This window comes from Pseudoalteromonas aurantia 208, from assembly GCF_014858725.1.
Taxonomy (GTDB): Bacteria; Pseudomonadota; Gammaproteobacteria; order Enterobacterales; family Alteromonadaceae; genus Pseudoalteromonas; species Pseudoalteromonas aurantia.
Map to the genome: position 1 here is coordinate 2,039,751 of NZ_AQGV01000012.1, position 17,908 is coordinate 2,057,658.

General features: G+C 40.3%; 22 protein-coding genes. 9 read left to right on the plus strand and 13 right to left on the minus strand.

The window, feature by feature from the left end; genetic code table 11:
• Position 1 precedes the first annotated feature (1 nt).
• Genes lepB through rpoE form a run of 6 tightly spaced genes read right to left on the minus strand, consistent with a single transcriptional unit; the run spans position 2 to position 5,395 of the window.
• Positions 2-937 (minus strand): signal peptidase I, encoded by a 936-nt coding sequence (gene lepB, locus PAUR_RS12585; RefSeq protein ID WP_192508068.1) that lies wholly within the window; start codon positions 935-937, stop codon positions 2-4.
• Positions 938-950: 13 nt separating this feature from the next.
• Complete coding sequence (gene lepA / locus PAUR_RS12590) at positions 951-2,738, minus strand: translation elongation factor 4 (RefSeq protein ID WP_192508069.1); 1,788 nt, start codon at positions 2,736-2,738, stop codon at positions 951-953.
• A gap of 58 nt (positions 2,739-2,796) precedes the next feature.
• A complete protein-coding gene (locus PAUR_RS12595) occupies positions 2,797-3,255 on the minus strand; it encodes a SoxR reducing system RseC family protein (RefSeq protein WP_192508070.1) in 459 nt (152 codons plus the stop codon).
• Positions 3,252-4,202, minus strand: a complete 951-nt coding sequence (locus PAUR_RS12600) for a MucB/RseB C-terminal domain-containing protein (protein WP_192508071.1) — start codon at positions 4,200-4,202, stop codon at positions 3,252-3,254. The genes PAUR_RS12595 and PAUR_RS12600 overlap by 4 nt, the downstream gene beginning before the upstream one ends.
• A 4-nt stretch (positions 4,203-4,206) precedes the next feature.
• Positions 4,207-4,812, minus strand: coding sequence for a sigma-E factor negative regulatory protein (locus PAUR_RS12605; protein ID WP_192508072.1), 606 nt, complete (start codon positions 4,810-4,812; stop codon positions 4,207-4,209).
• A 1-nt stretch (position 4,813) separates the two neighbouring features.
• Positions 4,814-5,395, minus strand: coding sequence for an RNA polymerase sigma factor RpoE (gene rpoE / locus PAUR_RS12610; RefSeq protein WP_192508073.1), 582 nt, complete (start codon positions 5,393-5,395; stop codon positions 4,814-4,816).
• A gap of 254 nt (positions 5,396-5,649) precedes the next feature.
• On the opposite strand from rpoE, the gene nadB reads away from it, so the two are divergent.
• Positions 5,650-7,242 carry an L-aspartate oxidase gene (gene nadB, locus PAUR_RS12615; RefSeq protein ID WP_192508074.1) on the plus strand — a complete coding sequence of 531 codons (1,593 nt, stop codon included), beginning with the start codon at positions 5,650-5,652 and terminating at the stop codon, positions 7,240-7,242.
• Here nadB and PAUR_RS23985 read toward each other — a convergent pair.
• A complete protein-coding gene (locus PAUR_RS23985; RefSeq protein WP_404821697.1) occupies positions 7,239-7,595 on the minus strand; it encodes a protein YgfX in 357 nt (118 codons plus the stop codon). The genes nadB and PAUR_RS23985 overlap by 4 nt on opposite strands.
• Positions 7,596-7,635: 40 nt before the next feature.
• Positions 7,636-7,887, minus strand: coding sequence for an FAD assembly factor SdhE (locus tag PAUR_RS12620; protein WP_192508075.1), 252 nt, complete (start codon positions 7,885-7,887; stop codon positions 7,636-7,638).
• Between the two features lie 196 nt (positions 7,888-8,083).
• Here PAUR_RS12620 and ygfZ point away from each other — a divergent pair, with 196 nt between their 5' ends.
• Both ygfZ and PAUR_RS12630 read left to right on the plus strand, forming a co-directional pair.
• Positions 8,084-8,998, plus strand: coding sequence for a CAF17-like 4Fe-4S cluster assembly/insertion protein YgfZ (gene ygfZ, locus PAUR_RS12625; protein ID WP_192508076.1), 915 nt, complete (start codon positions 8,084-8,086; stop codon positions 8,996-8,998).
• 12 nt (positions 8,999-9,010) lie between these two features.
• A complete protein-coding gene (locus PAUR_RS12630; RefSeq protein ID WP_192508077.1) occupies positions 9,011-9,496 on the plus strand; it encodes an FKBP-type peptidyl-prolyl cis-trans isomerase in 486 nt (161 codons plus the stop codon).
• 60 nt (positions 9,497-9,556) lie between these two features.
• Here PAUR_RS12630 and PAUR_RS12635 read toward each other — a convergent pair whose 3' ends face one another.
• The 3 genes from PAUR_RS12635 to PAUR_RS12645 are packed head-to-tail and all read right to left on the minus strand — an operon-like array spanning position 9,557 to position 11,274.
• A complete protein-coding gene (locus tag PAUR_RS12635; RefSeq protein ID WP_192508078.1) occupies positions 9,557-10,075 on the minus strand; it encodes a hypothetical protein in 519 nt (172 codons plus the stop codon).
• 11 nt (positions 10,076-10,086) lie between these two features.
• Positions 10,087-10,911 (minus strand): DUF481 domain-containing protein, encoded by an 825-nt coding sequence (locus tag PAUR_RS12640; RefSeq protein WP_192508079.1) that lies wholly within the window; start codon positions 10,909-10,911, stop codon positions 10,087-10,089.
• 30 nt (positions 10,912-10,941) lie between these two features.
• Entirely contained in the window at positions 10,942-11,274 is a 333-nt protein-coding gene (locus PAUR_RS12645) for an HI1450 family dsDNA-mimic protein (protein ID WP_225738349.1), read from the minus strand.
• A gap of 163 nt (positions 11,275-11,437) precedes the next feature.
• Between PAUR_RS12645 and PAUR_RS12650 the strand changes: the two genes are divergently transcribed.
• The 4 genes from PAUR_RS12650 (at position 11,438) to PAUR_RS12665 (ending at position 14,207) form a co-directional block, all read left to right on the plus strand.
• Positions 11,438-12,229 carry a crotonase/enoyl-CoA hydratase family protein gene (locus PAUR_RS12650; protein WP_192508578.1) on the plus strand — a complete coding sequence of 264 codons (792 nt, stop codon included), beginning with the start codon at positions 11,438-11,440 and terminating at the stop codon, positions 12,227-12,229.
• 141 nt (positions 12,230-12,370) lie between these two features.
• On the plus strand, positions 12,371-12,658 hold the full coding sequence (locus PAUR_RS23990; RefSeq protein ID WP_404821698.1) for a CidA/LrgA family protein: 288 nt from the start codon (positions 12,371-12,373) through the stop codon (positions 12,656-12,658).
• Complete coding sequence (locus PAUR_RS12660; RefSeq protein ID WP_192508081.1) at positions 12,651-13,352, plus strand: LrgB family protein; 702 nt, start codon at positions 12,651-12,653, stop codon at positions 13,350-13,352. Before PAUR_RS23990 ends, PAUR_RS12660 begins: the two co-directional genes overlap by 8 nt.
• A gap of 24 nt (positions 13,353-13,376) precedes the next feature.
• Entirely contained in the window at positions 13,377-14,207 is an 831-nt protein-coding gene (locus PAUR_RS12665) for a mechanosensitive ion channel family protein (protein WP_192508082.1), read from the plus strand.
• A 61-nt stretch (positions 14,208-14,268) separates the two neighbouring features.
• On the opposite strand, the gene PAUR_RS12670 is transcribed toward PAUR_RS12665, so the two are convergent.
• On the minus strand, positions 14,269-14,724 hold the full coding sequence (locus tag PAUR_RS12670) for a hypothetical protein (RefSeq protein WP_192508083.1): 456 nt from the start codon (positions 14,722-14,724) through the stop codon (positions 14,269-14,271).
• Positions 14,725-15,030: 306 nt separating this feature from the next.
• Positions 15,031-16,410 (minus strand): cysteine--tRNA ligase, encoded by a 1,380-nt coding sequence (gene cysS, locus PAUR_RS12675; protein WP_192508084.1) that lies wholly within the window; start codon positions 16,408-16,410, stop codon positions 15,031-15,033.
• A gap of 204 nt (positions 16,411-16,614) precedes the next feature.
• On the opposite strand from cysS, the gene PAUR_RS12680 reads away from it, so the two are divergent.
• Together PAUR_RS12680 and PAUR_RS12685 are read left to right on the plus strand one after the other, a co-directional pair.
• Entirely contained in the window at positions 16,615-17,106 is a 492-nt protein-coding gene (locus tag PAUR_RS12680) for a peptidylprolyl isomerase (protein WP_192508085.1), read from the plus strand.
• Positions 17,107-17,163: 57 nt separating this feature from the next.
• The gene (locus tag PAUR_RS12685; RefSeq protein WP_192508086.1) at positions 17,164-17,904 is read left to right on the plus strand and encodes a UDP-2,3-diacylglucosamine diphosphatase; all 741 of its coding nucleotides are present in this window, start codon (positions 17,164-17,166) and stop codon (positions 17,902-17,904) included.
• Positions 17,905-17,908 lie beyond the last annotated feature (4 nt).

Genomic DNA, 17,908 nt, shown 5'->3' on the forward strand with positions numbered 1-17,908 from the left:
GCTACTGAATATTACCTAGGCGTTCAAAACGAACACCAGTTGGAACCCAGCCTGGTAATAGGCTATCTGGGCCATTATCAAATTCAAAACTCATCCAAATAAATACGGCTTTACCGACTAAGTTTGCCTTAGGTACAAAGCCCCACATACGGCTGTCTTGACTATTATTGCGATTGTCACCCATTGCAAAGTAGCTGTCTTCAGGTACTACCCATTCATCTTTTCGGGTGCCCTGCTGCTGGTAATAACGTTCAGTTAATTCCAATGCTTGTGGGTTAATGAGTATATCGTGCTGTACACCTGGTAAATCTTCTGTCAAACGTACCAGTTGCATTGAGCCTTGCTTATATTCATCACGATTTACAATGTCTAACTTAATCTTATTATACTCGCCACACACCAAATTGCCTTGTTGAGTTTGCCCCTCTTTACACTTTGGCTGAATGTATAACTGTCGATTACGATAAACGATACGATCCCCTGGTAAACCAATTATACGTTTGATGAAATCAATACGCTCGTCCAGAGGAAACTTAAACACCGTTACATCCCCCCGCTCTGGCTCGCCTACTTCAACAAGTTGAGAACGCCAAACTGGATCTTTAATACCATACGTAAACTTTTGTACTAGAATAAAGTCACCATCTAGTAGCGTTGGCATCATTGACCCTGATGGGATCTGAAATGGTTCAAAAATAAACGACCGGAAAATTGTGATGGCGGCAATCATTGGGAAAATCGACTTTGCCCCTTCAACAATTGCAGGTTCAGGTGCTATCTCAGCGATTACATCATCTTCTAAAAGTGTGCCACTGCTCCCTTGTGCAAGCGCGATACGTTCTTTTCTTTTCGGTGCATATAATAAGTGATCCAACAACCAAATGAGGCCTGAACCTAGCGTAATTAACACCAATAATACTGAAAAATAGCCAGCCATCTAAAAATTCCTGTTATTTGCCTACTTTTAATATGGCTAAAAATGCATCTTGAGGCACTTCTACATTACCTAACTGTTTCATGCGTTTTTTACCATCTTTTTGTTTTTGAAGTAACTTCTTCTTACGACTCACGTCACCACCGTAACATTTTGCAATTACATTCTTACGTAACTGTTTCACGGTTGTTCTTGCTATAACATGAGCACCAATTGCCGCCTGAATTGCTATATCAAACATTTGCCGTGGGATCAGTTCTTTAAGTGCCTCGGCAAGTTGGCGGCCTCTTGATTGCGCGCCATCGCGATGAACAATAATAGCCAACGCATCAACTCTATCACCGTTAATGAGTATATCTACTCTTACCATGTCTGATACTTGGAAGCGTTTAAAGTTATAATCTAGTGAAGCAAAACCGCGGCTGGTTGATTTCAACTTATCAAAGAAGTCCATCACCACTTCAGCCATAGGCAACTCATAAGTTACTGCAACTTGTTTTCCGTGGTATGCCATCTTTGTTTGCGAACCACGCTTTTCTACACACAGTGTAATAACATTACCTAAGTACTCTTGCGGTACTAGGATATTTGCTTCAACCATTGGTTCACGCATTTCAATAATGTCGTTCACAGCAGGTAAGTCAGACGGGTTATCAATTTGAATAGTACCATCCTTTGTTACTATTTCATAAATTACTGTTGGCGCAGACGTGATTAGATCCATATCATATTCACGCTCTAGTCGCTCTTGGATGATTTCCATATGGAGCATGCCAAGGAAACCGACTCGAAAACCAAAACCCAGTGCTGTTGAACTTTCAGGTTCAAAGAATAACGATGCGTCATTCAGACTTAATTTATTTAAGGCGTCACGGAATGCTTCATAATCATCTGAAGCTATTGGGAACATACCCGCATAAACCTGAGGCTTAACTCGCTGGAAACCGGGTAAACGCTCAACCGCTGAATTTTGCGATAATGTAATCGTGTCACCCACAGGCGCACCATGAATGTCTTTAATACCCGCAATAACAAAGCCCACTTCACCTGTTTTTAAAATACCGGTATTCGTTTGCTTTGGTGTAAAAATACCAACATGATCCGCAATATGCGTTTGATCCGTCGACATTATTTTTATTTTATCGCCTTTACGCAATTCACCGTGTTTAATACGTACCAATGATACAACCCCTTGATACGGGTCAAACCAAGAGTCGATAATTAATGCTTGTAACGGCGCTTCCGGATCACCTTCCGGTGGCGGTACATCTCGTACAATGTTTTCCAGTACATCATCAATGCCGATGCCTGTTTTAGCGCTACATTGCACCGCATCTAATGCGTCGATACCAACAATGTCTTCAATTTCCTCAGCAACACGCAAAGGATCTGCTTGCGGTAAATCAATTTTATTCAGAATTGGAATGACTTCCAAATCCATTTCGATGGCGGTGTAACAGTTTGCCAACGTTTGTGCTTCGACCCCCTGCCCAGCATCAACTACAAGTAAAGCACCTTCACAAGCAGCTAAAGAACGAGACACTTCATAAGTAAAATCTACGTGTCCTGGTGTGTCGATAAAATTCAACATGTAAGTTTCACCATCTTTCGCGGTGTAATTCAACGTTACACTCTGCGCTTTAATGGTAATGCCGCGCTCACGTTCGATGTCCATCGAATCCAGCACTTGCTGTTGCATTTCACGGTCAGTAAGGCCACCGCAGACATGGATCAAACGGTCTGAAAGCGTTGATTTGCCGTGGTCGATGTGGGCGATGATAGAAAAGTTACGGATATGCTTCATATACTGGATTCTAAACTTCTGTAAGTCATGGTTTATAATAAAGCCGAGATTTTACCTTTTATTTGCCGCAATCACCATCTATTTGCGTCAGAGGAATACTAATTGGATAAACTTTCACCAATCGAACTTCATGCTTCAAGCGTTTAACTTGCTGTTTAGCAATTAAAAAGCCTAAAAACCCACCTATCACAGCACAAAATATTTGCCAAGGTTCAGGTAAGCTAAAACCGACTGCGCCGATAAACAAAGCAAAAAATGCCCCCAACAATGGAAACATATATACAAAAAAAGCATTGCGCACAATATGTCTATCATCTAATGACAGACGTATCTGTTGACCGACTTCTACGACATGTTCAAGTTCAATTGGAAAGGTTTTGCTGTGAGTACCAAACAGTTTACTAAATATTTGAGAGCCACATTTACCATTGCAGCCGGCACAAGCTGGCTTTTGCTCAGCTTGTAAATATGCGGTAGTGCCATCAACTGACACTACCTGTAGAGTCTGTTCAATCATAAAGGTCGTTGTACCGACTCAGCAATGCTCTTTGCTGTCAACGCAGGGATATTACCTACAACTGATACATCAAAAGCACCTGAGTTATGCACATATACTGTAGTCGCGCCTGAAGAGAGCGCACCACTGGCGCGTTGTCCTGGTAATGGCCGCTGCACAAACACCGAAATATCAACTAAACCATCAGAGTATAAGTAGTAATCGGCTAATTCGTTATTTAAATCCAATTTATGTCTGTCTGATTTAAGTAACTTAAACCCCTGAGGTAACCATCCAATTACCCAATTGCTCGTTGTGCTACCTTGCTCATTGACAGTTTGCATTGGTAATGGTGCTGGAAATTCTTTCTGTTGTAGCTCAAGAAGTTGAGATGATGGCTCAGGAGTGACACTTATGTGAGTTAATAACAACTGCTCTAAAAGGTCACCTTGTTGGTTTACATAAGCCGCTTTCAAAAGTAATGACGATTGTGTGTCAATCCATAACCAATAATTATATTTACTCTCATCTTTTGACTCTATTCGTACCAACTGTGAAGGCCTGCCAGCAACTCGTCCTTTACCGCCCAGCACAAAATCATAGTTTTCTAGTAAAGAAGAAATATCTTTAAATAAAACTTCCGGAATAGGCCCCGCGATTGAGTCTGTACTTATCGAGTAAGGAGGCGACTGGGGTTCAAAGTAAGTTACACGGTCATTCACTCTTACCATTTCTAAGCCAGCACCATTCAGTAAGCTTAATAGTTCAAGTTCTGTATCACCTTGTTTTGCGTGTATCCAACGATAAGGTTCCATCCCCTTACCCTTAGAAACAACGAATGATGCGTTAAAGTTCCTAGTATGAACAGCTTTTGCCATATTGTGTAAAAGCTGCTCTGCTGTCGTTACATCATTAGCGTTTGCAATAAATGTAAAAAATAAACCTAAAATACAGCCAATTAATCTCATTTAATTACTTCTTTTCCTCTGGCTGTTCATCTGCTCGTTGTGTCTGCTTTTGCAAAGAGTACGCAACTCTTGATTGTCTTTGATGTTCTAAAACGAGAGCACCTATACGCTGCTGTTGTAGCTCACGCAAGCCTTTTTCAGCGCTTTCTAAAGCCGGTTGTTCTGAAGAGAAACTCACTGGGGACACGCCACCTGCCAATGGGGTTGATTGGAATACAGGTAAGTTATCTGTATCTTCACCACTTGGCTGCGGCATTGTATTCACTCCGACAATAGCAACAAGCGCGACACTCGCAGCAATAGCCATTTGTGATAGCGGCTTTTGCCAAGCGCTTAACTTAATTACTTTCGTCCCATTATCTTGAACATCAACTTGCGCCCCCACTGGAACACTATGGCATGGCTCACTCTCTAACGCTGCAGCCACGCTTGCAGTAATATCAATATTGAGCCCACCCTGGCGTTCACGCATTACATCCCCAATCTGGGCATAGCGAACAAACTTTTCAGTATCAAGTTGTGCCACTGATAGCTCATTCGACGGTAAGTCACCATCTAGCACTCGAGACGCTACTTCTTGACGCGATGCAGTGTGGTTAGCTTTTGTCATGTTAGGATTCACCTATTAATGGGTTTAAATTATTGTCTATCGCTTCTCGAGCTCTGAAAATGCGAGAACGCACTGTCCCTACTGGACAATCCATAATCACCGCAATTTCTTCATAACTCATCCCTTCGATTTCTCGCAAGGTGATAGCGGTTTTCAAGTCATCAGGCAAACCATCGATAGTTTGATATATCACTGATTTAACCTCTTCACTTAACAACAAATTCTCTGGTGATGCATTAGAGCGAAGTTGCTCTGCGCCGTCATAAAACTCGGCTTCTTCTGCATCGACATCATTGGCTGGCGGCTTTCGCCCTTGAGATACCAAGTAATTTTTCGAGCAATTAACAGCTATACGATATAACCACGTATAAAATGCACTATCTCCGCGAAAGTTCGGCAATGCACGGTAAGCCTTAATAAATGCTTCTTGTGCAACATCCGCTACATCGCCATGATTCGACACATAACGAGAGATCAAAGCCGCTACTTTATTCTGATACTTGGCAACTAAAAGGTTGAAGGCGTTTTTATCTCCTTGCTGAACCCGCTTAACCAGTTCTAAATCCAAATCCTGCTCGCTCATTCGAGCCGGTACTCCTCATTGTTATAATTTATCACTTAATCACTATTGCCATTAATCACAGCTACTCTGACTAAGTTATAAATAAAAAGTTCTGTTTTTTTTATATTTTTTTTAAAATAAGTCCAAATTACACGTCTAGACGTATATATCAGCACTAAATGCTAATAAAAATATTCAGTATTGACGTCAAGTTAGTTGTATCATAGCAGATATGTACATATAGCTGAATGAAACGCATAGAAAAAGCGAAGATCATGAAACAAATAAAACACCATCACACTGACGTAGTTGTTATTGGCAGCGGTGCTGCCGGTTTAAGCTTAGCTCTATCTTTAGCAAACCACTGCCACGTAACCGTTGTCAGCAAAGGTGCGCTAAAAGAAGGTTCAACACTCTATGCTCAAGGTGGGATAGCCGCAGTATTCGATAAAAAAAATGACAGCATTGAATCCCACGTAGATGACACGCTGGCCGCAGGAGCGGGGTTATGCGACCGAGAAGCGGTTCATTATACTGCTAGTAATGCTAAAAATTGCTTAAAGTGGCTTATTGAGCAAGGTGTGCCATTTGACATGGAATTTGACAGTAAAGGTAAAGAACGTTTTCACTTAACACGGGAAGGAGGCCACAGTCACCGTCGTATATTGCACACCGCCGATGCGACCGGTAAAGCTGTGCAAACCACATTAGTCAGTCAAGTATTAAGTCATGCAAATATCACTGTATGTGAACAATTCAATGCCATTGACTTAATTCCGAACAAAAATAATAAGAAACAGATCGATGGTATTTATGTCTACAATCGTATTGCCGAACAAGTAGAAACCATTTCAGCAAAGTTTGTGGCGTTAGCAACAGGCGGAGCTAGCAAAGTATATTTGTACACTTCAAACCCAGACGTATCGAGTGGAGATGGTATTGCTATGGCGTGGCGTGCAGGATGTCGAGTCGCCAATATGGAGTTTAATCAATTCCACCCAACCAGTTTATATCACCCAGAGCTACAAAACTTTCTTATTACTGAGGCCATGCGCGGTGAAGGAGCACTATTGAAGCGTCCTGACGGTACTCGGTTTATGCCTGATTTTGACGAACGAGAAGAGCTTGCACCAAGGGATGTCGTTGCACGCGCGATTGATTATGAAATGAAACGTCTTGGTGCGAATTGTGTTTACCTAGATATCTCTCATAAAGATAAAGACTTTATCATTGAGCATTTCCCGACGATATATGCCAAGTGTTTAAGTGTTGGGTTAGATATAACCAAGGATGCGATCCCCGTAGTACCTGCAGCACACTACACTTGTGGTGGTGTAATCACCGACTTTAACGGCAGTACTGATTTAAGTAATTTATATGCGGTTGGAGAGGTCGCCTATACAGGTCTCCACGGCGCCAATCGTATGGCGAGTAATTCCCTACTCGAATGTATTGTATTTGCTCATGCCGCCGCCAAAGATATTTTACTTAAACTTAACACTATGCCCGCCCCTCCTATGCTGCCTGAATGGGACGAAAGTAGAGTAAGTAACTCAGATGAAGAAGTGGTGATTACGCATAATTGGCATGAGTTACGTTTGTTCATGTGGGACTATGTTGGTATCGTTCGTTCAACTAAACGACTTGAAAGAGCACTGCGCAGGGTTGAGTTACTTAATCAAGAGATCCATGAGTATTATGCTAATTTTAGAGTTAGCAATAACTTATTAGAGCTTAGGAATTTAGTTCAGGTTGCGGAGTTAATTATTCGCAGTGCACTAGAACGTAAAGAGAGCAGAGGCTTGCATTATACATTGGATTACCCAGACCAAAGCAGTAACCCAGAACCAACCATTTTAACACCTTAGCTTGAACAGTTTAAGCTTACACGACACAATCGTCTCCACGATTGTGTCGTCAACGCAGACTGTATAACGCACAGCTGTTGAGAATGGTCAAAATTATTCACTTCCAAAACAAGTACATTTAAGTACAACTTCGCCCGGCTAACTTTGCCTTCTATAACCTGTTCACCCGTTCGCCAACTAATATAGTTTTTTGAAATACTGAGGTTTATCACGCCTGATGTAATGAATTTCTTTTCCAGTGTATTGATACTGATCACACACCCCAATATACAACATAATATATTGCTGATTATCACCACAACCGTTGGGAATAACAAAATGAATAGAAAACTTAGACATGCAAAAAAGACCACGATTGTTCGATGGTCTAATACATTATTTTTTACTTCAAATCTATACGCGGACTCTGCCAAGAATTAATTGCACCATGGTATTTAGCTCTGCATCAGGACATTGTTCATGGCCCATAAACCAAGCAAACAAGTCCGGGTCTTCCATTTCAAGTAATCGTTGAAATACCAACTTTTGATGTTCTGACAATGCATCATACGCTTCGTCAACAAATGGCCCAAGTAAAACATCAAGCTCTAACATACCCCGACGACAAGCCCACTTTGTACGAGATTTAGAAAAAAGCTCAGCCATTATTCACCCCTAAAAATTAATTTCTAATCACCTTCTTAAGTTTAAGATTATATCTTAGAATATGTGTAGAAATACACCGCTTTACTTTAAATCACCAAATAAAGCTCTCATATATGTTGTTAAATCATCACCATCCATTTATGACACTCTAGATATGCGTTATTATTAAAAAACTCAATTTATAGGGATCTATATTATGTCGCTCACTCGCGCTTTTCAGTTGCCATATCAGCTAATTTCTATTTCAGGTCAAGAGCAACTAAGTTATTTGCATGGCCAGTTAACGCAAGATATGAATCTAATCACTGATGAACAATTTATGTGGGCAGGCCACTGTAGCCCTAAGGGCAAGCTTTGGGGCGCATTCAGAGTATTTAAATTTAATGATCATTTTTTTATGATGGGCTCTGAAAGTGAAGTTGCGGCATCAGCACGAGAGCTAAAAAAATATGGTGTGTTCGCGCAAGTGGATATTCATCATTTAGCCTCTCCAAATATCATAGGGATATTAACTGACAACGAAACTAAAACATGTGAATTACTCGGCTTAAACTTCACAAACTCAAATGCATGTGAGTTCGCCAATCAAAAAGCACTGCGTTTGGATGAAAACCGTATCGTGCTTTACGTTGATGAACATTTCAATTTACCTGCTGAAATCACATTAAGTGATGAGCACCATGCCTTTACAGAGGCAACGATTATTGCGGGTGAGCCGCAGTTAAGTGATGGAATGGTTGAAGAGTTCGTCCCACAAATGATTAACTTGCAAGCAATTGGTGGAATAAGCTTTAAAAAAGGATGCTATACCGGCCAGGAAACGGTTGCGCGCATGCGTTACTTAGGTAAAAACAAACGTGCTATGTATATTCTACAAGGCTCCAATGACAAAGCGCTCAGTGAAACTGATGTGGAAATACAGTTAGGTGAAAACTGGCGTCGAGCAGGGAAAATTATCAATCAAGTTTATAATTCCAAAACACAAAAATATAGTGCTTTAGCTGTACTACCTAATGACACTGATGTCACATCGACATTACGTGCTAAGCACACACCAGAGGTATCTATGTCAATTTTACCTCTGCCATATTCTCTAGAAGATGACAAATAGACGGGAAATATTATGAAAATCGCACCAAACAAAGTAGTGAAAATGCATTATTCAGTACTGGATAATGACAAAAACACAATTGATAATTCATTTGATGGTGAGCCATTATTATTTATTATAGGTACAGGCTACTTAATTCCAGGCTTAGAAGATGCAATCATAGACAAAGTAGCTGGTGATACTTTAAGTGTGACCGTTGAGCCTGAGCAAGGCTACGGTGAGCGATATGATGAACTAATGCAAGCGGTACCTAAATCAATGTTTGATGGTATGGAAATTGAGGTCGGTATGCAGTTTAGAGCATCGACTGATGACGGTGATCAAATGGTTATGATCATTGATATTCAAGATGAAGAAGTCATCGTTGATGGAAATCATCCTCTTTCGGGGATTACTCTACATTTTGACGTAGAAATTTTAGAAGTGCGTGATGCGACTGAAGATGAACTAAGTCATGGCCACGTCCATGGCGATGGTGGGTGTGGTCACGATCACTAAGCCTTAATTTAAAACGCTCACCATCCAGGTGCGCGTTTTAAATACATTAGCAATGAGTAGTTAATTCATATCAAACGCATCTTTTTTACGTTTTTTCAACTGAGTTTCGATCTCATCGGTCGTTCCTTCTTCACTCAGTTTTGGCTCGATAATTACTTTATCTTTCATCGTATCTATGAGTGCAGCCTGATCATTCGTTCCCAACCGATACTTCATTCCATCATTCAGTGTTATTTCAACTGCACGAAAGCCTGAAACAGAATACACCCAACCATCATTGGTGATCCTCATACCAATACCATGGCGAAACGTATTCGTTACCGCTTTTATAGACGATATTTCGTCAAAGTTTAATGATTTCTTCGCAACCCCAGGTCCAAACCACCACGATAGCTGTTGCGCTTTTTGGTCTACTTTAATTGTTAAACCGTAGAACACCACTGCCACTAACAACAAAACGCCTGCGAAAAGTAAGATAGCTGCATTGTTACCCATCAGCACGATTGCCATCGCTAAAAAGCTTGCAATCCAGGCGACAATACCCCAGATAGTCCATGCTAATTGTGTATGTTGGTACATCTCTGCTCCTATTAAAAGCTATAAACTAAAGTAACACCTAATTCGGTATCTACTTTTTGTTTGTTTTCTTCAGGCTGGGAATTATATCTATAGGTATAAGACACTTTTAATGACACCCCCCCCATTACTTGGCTCACCAAGGCCGTCTCACTAAATACTCTGCTATTTAATCCTGATAATGACTTTTCAATACTAAGATCATGGTTAAATCGAGTCTGCTTAGATACTGTTCTTTCCCATTGCAATGACACCCTCAGCAATTGCCCGTGCTGAGTTCGGTCTACGTCGGGTTCAAGCACCACATCATGAGCTGTTTTAGATAAATATAATCCAGGTCCGATATCGAAGTCGACGGTATTTTTGGTACCTTGGAATATCCGGTTGCCATACCCCAGTGCTACAGTCCCTGTATATGCTTTGCCATTAAACTTATCATTATTGTAATCGCCATAGATAAACAAAGACTCATTATCACGTCCAATTTTATAGTTCCCTTGCGCGGAAATATAATAGCGTGAAGCAGATACATCCGATTTATCTGTATCTGAATCTGTTTCTTCTTTATACAGGCCATCAAGTTTGAAGTGATTGCGCCAATGTTCAAAATCTTGATACACATTACTTTTTAACTTAAACGCTGTACTTCGTGTGTTACCTTTATTGGCTATCAAGCCAAACTCGATATCTCCGTACAACACTTCACCTTGATGCAACTTATGTATTTCTTCGTCGGATAATTCTCCGTACTGATGAAACTCTTCAAATGGGTCGACAGCCCAAGACTGAAAACTACATGCAGTTAGATAAGCGTAACCTGCTAATTTGATGTATGACACAATACTGATTTTCTACTTCACTCTGTTATTTTACTGTTCTAATTGTGCTTTCTCTTGCTTCCATAAGACATGACAAAATGGAGCATCCATATCACGGCTAATTAAGATACGTGCAAAAACTTCATCGCCATCTTCATATTCAATTCCGATTATAACTTGAATAAAGTGCTCCGGTTCAATTTCCAAAGAAACAAACTGCTGCCAATCATCATCTGGCTCACTATCCTCAATGAAACCATACTCTCCGTGATGCTCGTTAAATTGCTGAATATCTTGTTCCGATAAATTCTCTGGTGCTAACTGTAAAAAAATATCATACGCTTGATGGGTGATCTCTTCTACGCTAGAAAGGCGAGCAGACATAATGGCAATCTCTTTATTTAAGCTATAGCGCTATCATAGCAAAGTCATAAATTTGTTGGCTATCTAGATCGGTTAAATTATCAAATTTCTTTGATGAATTTACTCGAGATAGAGTTTACACTCTAATTTGGTTGTAAGGTTTACAGTTTTATGGAAGAAAATGATGATTACACTAGAAATCAAAAATAACATTGCTTGGGTAACGCTCAACCGTCCTAAGAAACAAAACGCGCTCAACTTATCAATGTTTATAGAACTTGATAAAATCATTAAAGACCTCAAAAAAGATAAAACAGTCAGAGCGGTGGTTTTATCCGGAGCTGGCGGTCACTTTTGCTCTGGGTTAGATGTTAAGTCTGTAGTAAATAAACCAGCTGCAATTTTCAAACTCTTATTCAAATGGCTACCAGGCAGTGCCAACCTCGTGCAACGTGTCACTTTAGCGTGGAAAGACCTCCCTATACCCGTCATTGCTGTTATAAATGGCAACTGCTTTGGCGCAGGCCTGCATATCGCCCTGGGTGCCGACTATCGCATAGCGGGTCCGTGTGCTCAACTGGCTATCATGGAAGCAAAATGGGGGTTGTGCCCTGATATGGGCAGTGGTGTTTTGTTACCAGGCCTTATTAATCAGGACATACTGTGGCGTATCACGTCACAAGCTCAACCTATTAGTGCATCAAATGCCAAAGAGTATGGACTGATCAGTGAAATACATACACACACAGCTGGTGCAGTCACTGCATTATTAGATTCTCTATTATTGCGCTCACCAGACGCACTTGCCGCAATAAAAAAAGTGAACAATTGCGCCTACTCAGCAAATCGACGACAAGTTCTCTCGCTAGAAACCTGGTCCCAATTGCGTTTATTAATAAATAAAAACACCCGCATTGCAATGCAAAACGCAGCAAAGGAAGAAATAAAGCCGTATATCCCGAGAAGTAAATGGTAAAAGAGTCTCATTGCCAAACGCTCTAGTACATATTATGGTGTCATTACTTTAGAGGCAGATAGACCTATTTTGATAAAACGTATTCTTCAAACCTGCTTTGCGTTATTGCTCCTTATTATTTGTTTGTACAGTGCGAAAGGTGTGATCCATATTTTCCAATTGACAATTCCTGGACCACTATTAGGCATGCTAATTTTACTGCTCTTGCTATCTGTAAAGTTAATAAAACCTATGCTCCTTTCTCCTGCAGTGATACCTATTTTAAAGTACATGGCGTTGTTTTTTGTCCCAGCCGGAGTAGGAATTATTCAATACATCCCCCTCTTTTCAAGCAATTTACTATTATTACTATATATTTTAATCTCAATCCCATGTCTTGGCCTATTTATCTCTGGGTATATCGCTAACAAAGGGCATTATCGTGAGTAACCTCTTACTAATAAGCGGGCTCACCATTGCTCTTTTCTTCCTCTGCCGCGCGCTCTATAAACGTATTCCCACCCCTTTGCTCAACCCTGTTCTTACTACTATTTGTATTTCAAGTACGATATTATTGGCATTAGATATACGGTACATAGATTACAAAGCCGCAACTATGCCTATTAACTTTTTCTTAGAATTGGCGGTAGTGTCTCTGGCATATCCAATTTATATGCAGTTTAGAATAGTTAAAAAGTCGCTGCTATTACTTATTTCAAGTAGCTTTACGGGCGTCAGTGTAGCCACTGTAGGCGCATACTTCCTATGCTTGGGGTTCAATGCTTCACCAAACCTTACAGCGTCATTAGCAGCGCTTTCAGTCACAACACCTATTAGTCTCATTGTCACTGAAAGTTTAAATGGATTGCCGGCAGTCGCAGCTATCATGGTCATACTTATCGGTGTTTTTGGAGGCGTATTCGGCCTGCATATCTTATCATTTCTCGCAATTGATAAACCTCAAGCCAAAGGGGTTGCGCTTGGGGTATCATGCCATGCTATTGGCACTGCCACCGCAATAGAATATCACCCACAAGCTGGCGTCTTTGCGTCTGCCGCAATGACTATAAGCGCATTAATCACAGCCTTTTGGGTACCTATACTGTATAAATGGTTAACTAAATTCACTTTATTATTCGCGTGAAATATACCTCTAGGACTTCGCACTATGATTGAGCAAGAAATACAGCAATTTGAACATTACTTTAATTTAATTCGAGACTATCTCATCAACTATAGCATGCAAGTTGTTGGCGCAATTGTCATCTTAGTAGTTGGCTTATGGCTTTCTAACCGACTATCTAAAATGGTAGAACAGCTCATGCTGCGCCATAAAATGGATGTAACCTTAACTAACTTTATCAGTAATGTTGTAAAAGTACTGCTCATCATTATGTTCGTGATCATTGCACTGGGTAAACTTGGGATCAGTGTAACCCCATTTGTAGCAGCCATTGGTGCAGCATCTTTAGGGGCTGGCTTAGCTCTGCAAGGCATGCTATCAAACTACGGCTCTGGGCTTGCCATCATTGCTACCCGACCTTTTATTGTCGGAGATACAATTTCAGTTAAAGGAGTTAGTGGACTTGTTAAAGTAATCGAACTCGGCCATACAATCTTGGTAAATGAAGACCAAGTTGAAATTACCATTCCAAATAAACATATTATTGGAGAAATCCTCCATAACACATTTAAATATTCATTAGTGAAAGGTGACATTGGTATTGCCTATAGTACTTGCCCAAACACGGCAATTAAAGTCATTAACCAAGTACTTTGTGCCCATTCAAATGTGACAAATAACCCAGCCCCCCAAATTGGGATCGAACGATTCGGTGATAGCGCAATAATTATCAGTTATCGTTATTGGGTACCGACCACTCAAATTATTGAGTCTAAACTCGCGATTAACCAGCTCATTTACAATGCTATTAAAGCAGCAAATATTGATATTCCTTTTCCACAAAGAGTTGTTACGATCAATAAAAGTGATGACTAAATAGAATAGAAAAAAGGCACCTTTCAGTGCCTTTTATGTGGTTGGGTAACACTTAAATCTACTAATAAATTACTGTTGAGATCAATGCCCGTGCAGCACAAAGATCTGACATCATTCTGCTCATCGCCTCTTGTGAACTCAAATACCCCGTTGCAGCTTCACCGTCATCTAAAAAGAATGACATAAGCTGTCCTCGACGCGTCACTATATACATAGTCAATGCACTGTGACCTTTACTCTGTAAAGTTTGCACAAACTCACTACTCGGAACAGAGAGCTCAACATGAACTTGGTCACTACTAGACAATTGATCTTCGGATATTTCTTTGCACACAAGCCAAGTCTCGCTCTGAGAAAACGGATCTTTCTTTCGAGCAAAGCATTGCACATCAAGAGGCAACCCCGGTACTGACCGAAATGTAAAAATACTGCTATTGAAGTGCCTAAGACCCACGTTCATTTTATCGACAAATATGCCGATATTATCTAACTCAGTACTTACATAGTTATCTACCATGGCTCGCCACCGGAATAAATCACACTTATTTAACTATAATTCTACTTTTAATTAGTGCAAGATTTCTATCATATGTAAATATTTAACACTAAATACGATAATTTACTAGGTTTTTCGACGAACCACTGATTTTCAAGACAAAGAGCTTCAGAAAAATAGCAATATACGCTTTTATACAAAAGTACCAGGGCGAATTGTTTTAGAGAAATAATGTAATTTTAAAAACAAAAAAGCACGATAAAAAATCGTGCTTTTAAGCATGAACTGTCATCGGTCATTACAGACCTTATATGCGCAATACGTATCTTATGCTTTACGCCAGGTGGTCTTTCCTGCACTGTCTTCAAGCACAACCCCAAGCTCAGTGAGTGCATCTCGTGCCGCATCAGCTGCTGCCCAGTCTTTATCTGCCCGTGCTTCATTTCGAGCAACGATCAACCCTTCAATCCTTGCAACTTCATCATTACCTTGCTCACCTTGCAAGAAAGCTTCAGGCGCTTGCTGCGCAATACCTAATATCTCACCTAACTTTACAAGCACATATGCATGCTCACCTGCTGCTTTTACATCTTTCTCTCTTAGCACATTAATTTCTTTTGCTAATTCAAAAATCACAGGTAAAGCTTCTGGTGTATTGAAATCATCGTTCATTGCCGCTTCGAAACGTTTAACGTAGCTGTTTTCTGCTAGTTCAACTGCGATTGTTTTGATACCGCGTAAAGCGGTATAAATACGTTCTAACGAGGCACGTGCTTGGTCAAGGTTTTCTTGAGAGTAATTTAATTGACTTCGGTATTGCCCATTAATTAAAAAGTAACGTACTGTTTCACGATCATACTTTTTAAGAACCTCTCGCACAGTAAAAAAATTCCCTAAAGACTTAGACATTTTCTCTTTGTTTACCTGCACCATACCTGTATGGATCCACGTATTTACATAGCGACCGTTGTTCGCACAGCATGATTGTGCAATTTCATTTTCGTGATGAGGAAACTGTAAATCAGAGCCACCTCCATGAATGTCAAAGAATTCACCTAAATGTTTCGAGCTCATAGCACTACATTCTATGTGCCAACCTGGACGACCATCACCCCAAGGGGATGACCATGATGGCTCATCTGCTTTAGCCTTTTTCCACAGTACAAAGTCCAATGGATCATCTTTATCATGAGCAACCTCTACCCGAGCTCCCGCCTGCAACATTTCTAAATCTTGTTGAGATAACTGCCCATATTGCTCAAATGTAGACACGTCAAACAACACATCACCACTATTGGCAATATAGGCATGGCCTTTCGCGACTAGACGCTCAATCATTTCAATGATTTCATCCATATGACCAGTCACTGTCGGTTCTATATCCGCAGGTAAAATGTTCAATGCAGCAAAATCTTCATGCATCGCTTTAGTCATTCGAACCGTTAATTCATTAATTTCTTCGTTATTTTCAGCTGCTCTTTTTATTATTTTATCGTCAACATCTGTGATATTTCGTACATAAGTAACTTGGTAACCCAAATGACGTAAATACCGGTTCATAACATCGAACGAGACATAAGTGCGCGCATGCCCCACATGGCAGAAATCATAAATCGTAATACCACACACGTACATGTCGACTTTACCTTCGACTAATGGTTTAAACGGCGCCTTTTGGCGTGTAAGTGTATTGTATATCTGCAGCATGTAGCGTTATTCCTAAACAAAAGTAGACATGAACAACAATGATAACACTTGCTCTGCCGCCGCTCTATACCCAAATCAATACAAATCCATATGTTTACGCACAATTTTTCATCAGCTGATAATAAATATGCGACGAAAATTGTCAGCCTAGTTATTTCTGCTATAGAATATCCTTCTTTGAAAACTAATTATTAGGAAGCCTCTATGGTTGTTCTACACACTAATTTCGGTGAGATCAGTATCAAACTATTCGCTGAAGAAGCGCCTGCTACTGTTGAAAACTTTTTAAATTACGCTAAATCCGGTTTTTATGATGGCACTATATTCCATCGTGTAATTGACGGGTTTATGGTTCAAGGTGGAGGCTTTACACCAGGTATGGAGCAAAAAACAGTCCAATCACCTATTCAAAATGAAGCGACTAATGGCTTAAGTAATAAAACAGGTACGTTGGCTATGGCACGTACGCCTGATCCACATTCAGCTACAGCGCAATTTTTCATTAACGTAAATAATAATGATTTTTTAAATTTCAGCAGTGAAACATCACAAGGCTGGGGCTATTGTGTGTTTGCTGAAGTCGTTGAAGGCATGGATATTGTCGAGAAAATTAAAAATGTAGCGACAGGCTCTTCAGGCTTTCATCAAGATGTCCCTCTTGAAGATGTGCTAATCGAAAAGGTTACTGTAGCTTAATCGATTACAACAAATCATAAGCGGGTCATTTACCCGCTTTATTTTGCAAGAGGCCCAATGCGTAAAACTTACTTTATCTCTGACCTTCATTTGACCGATGACCGCCCTGACATTACCCGTGCTTTTTATGATTTTCTTGATACGCATATGAATCAAGAAGTCGATGCGCTATATATTTTAGGCGATTTCTTTGAAGTCTGGATTGGTGATGATGAACAAGCACCCTTGGCTATTAACATTGCTGAAAAATTAAAAACATTACAAAACATGCATATTTCAGTGTACTTTTTGCACGGCAATCGAGATTTTTTACTTGGTAAAGCTTATGCACAGCAAGCCGGCTTTAAGTTACTGCCTGAACAAATTGTAGTCAATTTATACGGCACTGATACAGTTATACTCCATGGTGATGAAATGTGTACGCAAGACATTGCCTATCAACAGTTTCGTAAAAAAAGTAGAGGGTGGTGGTGGCCCAAACTCATTCTTGCGACGCCACTTTGGTACCGCCGTAGAGTAGCTAGAAAAGCACGTTTAAAAAGCAAACAAAATCAATCAGGGAAAGCAGTTGAAATACTCGATGTGACAAACGATGCCGTCAAAGACATGTTTGCACAACACAATGTATGCAATATGATCCACGGTCATACACATCGACCTTATGTCCATACATATGAACCAATACAGCCCGAACAACCACTTCTTACCCGGACTGTATTAGGTGATTGGTATAGCCAAAGTTCATACTTAGTCGTTAATGAACTTGGCCAAAAACTCAAAGGGACGACCTTAAAGTAAATTT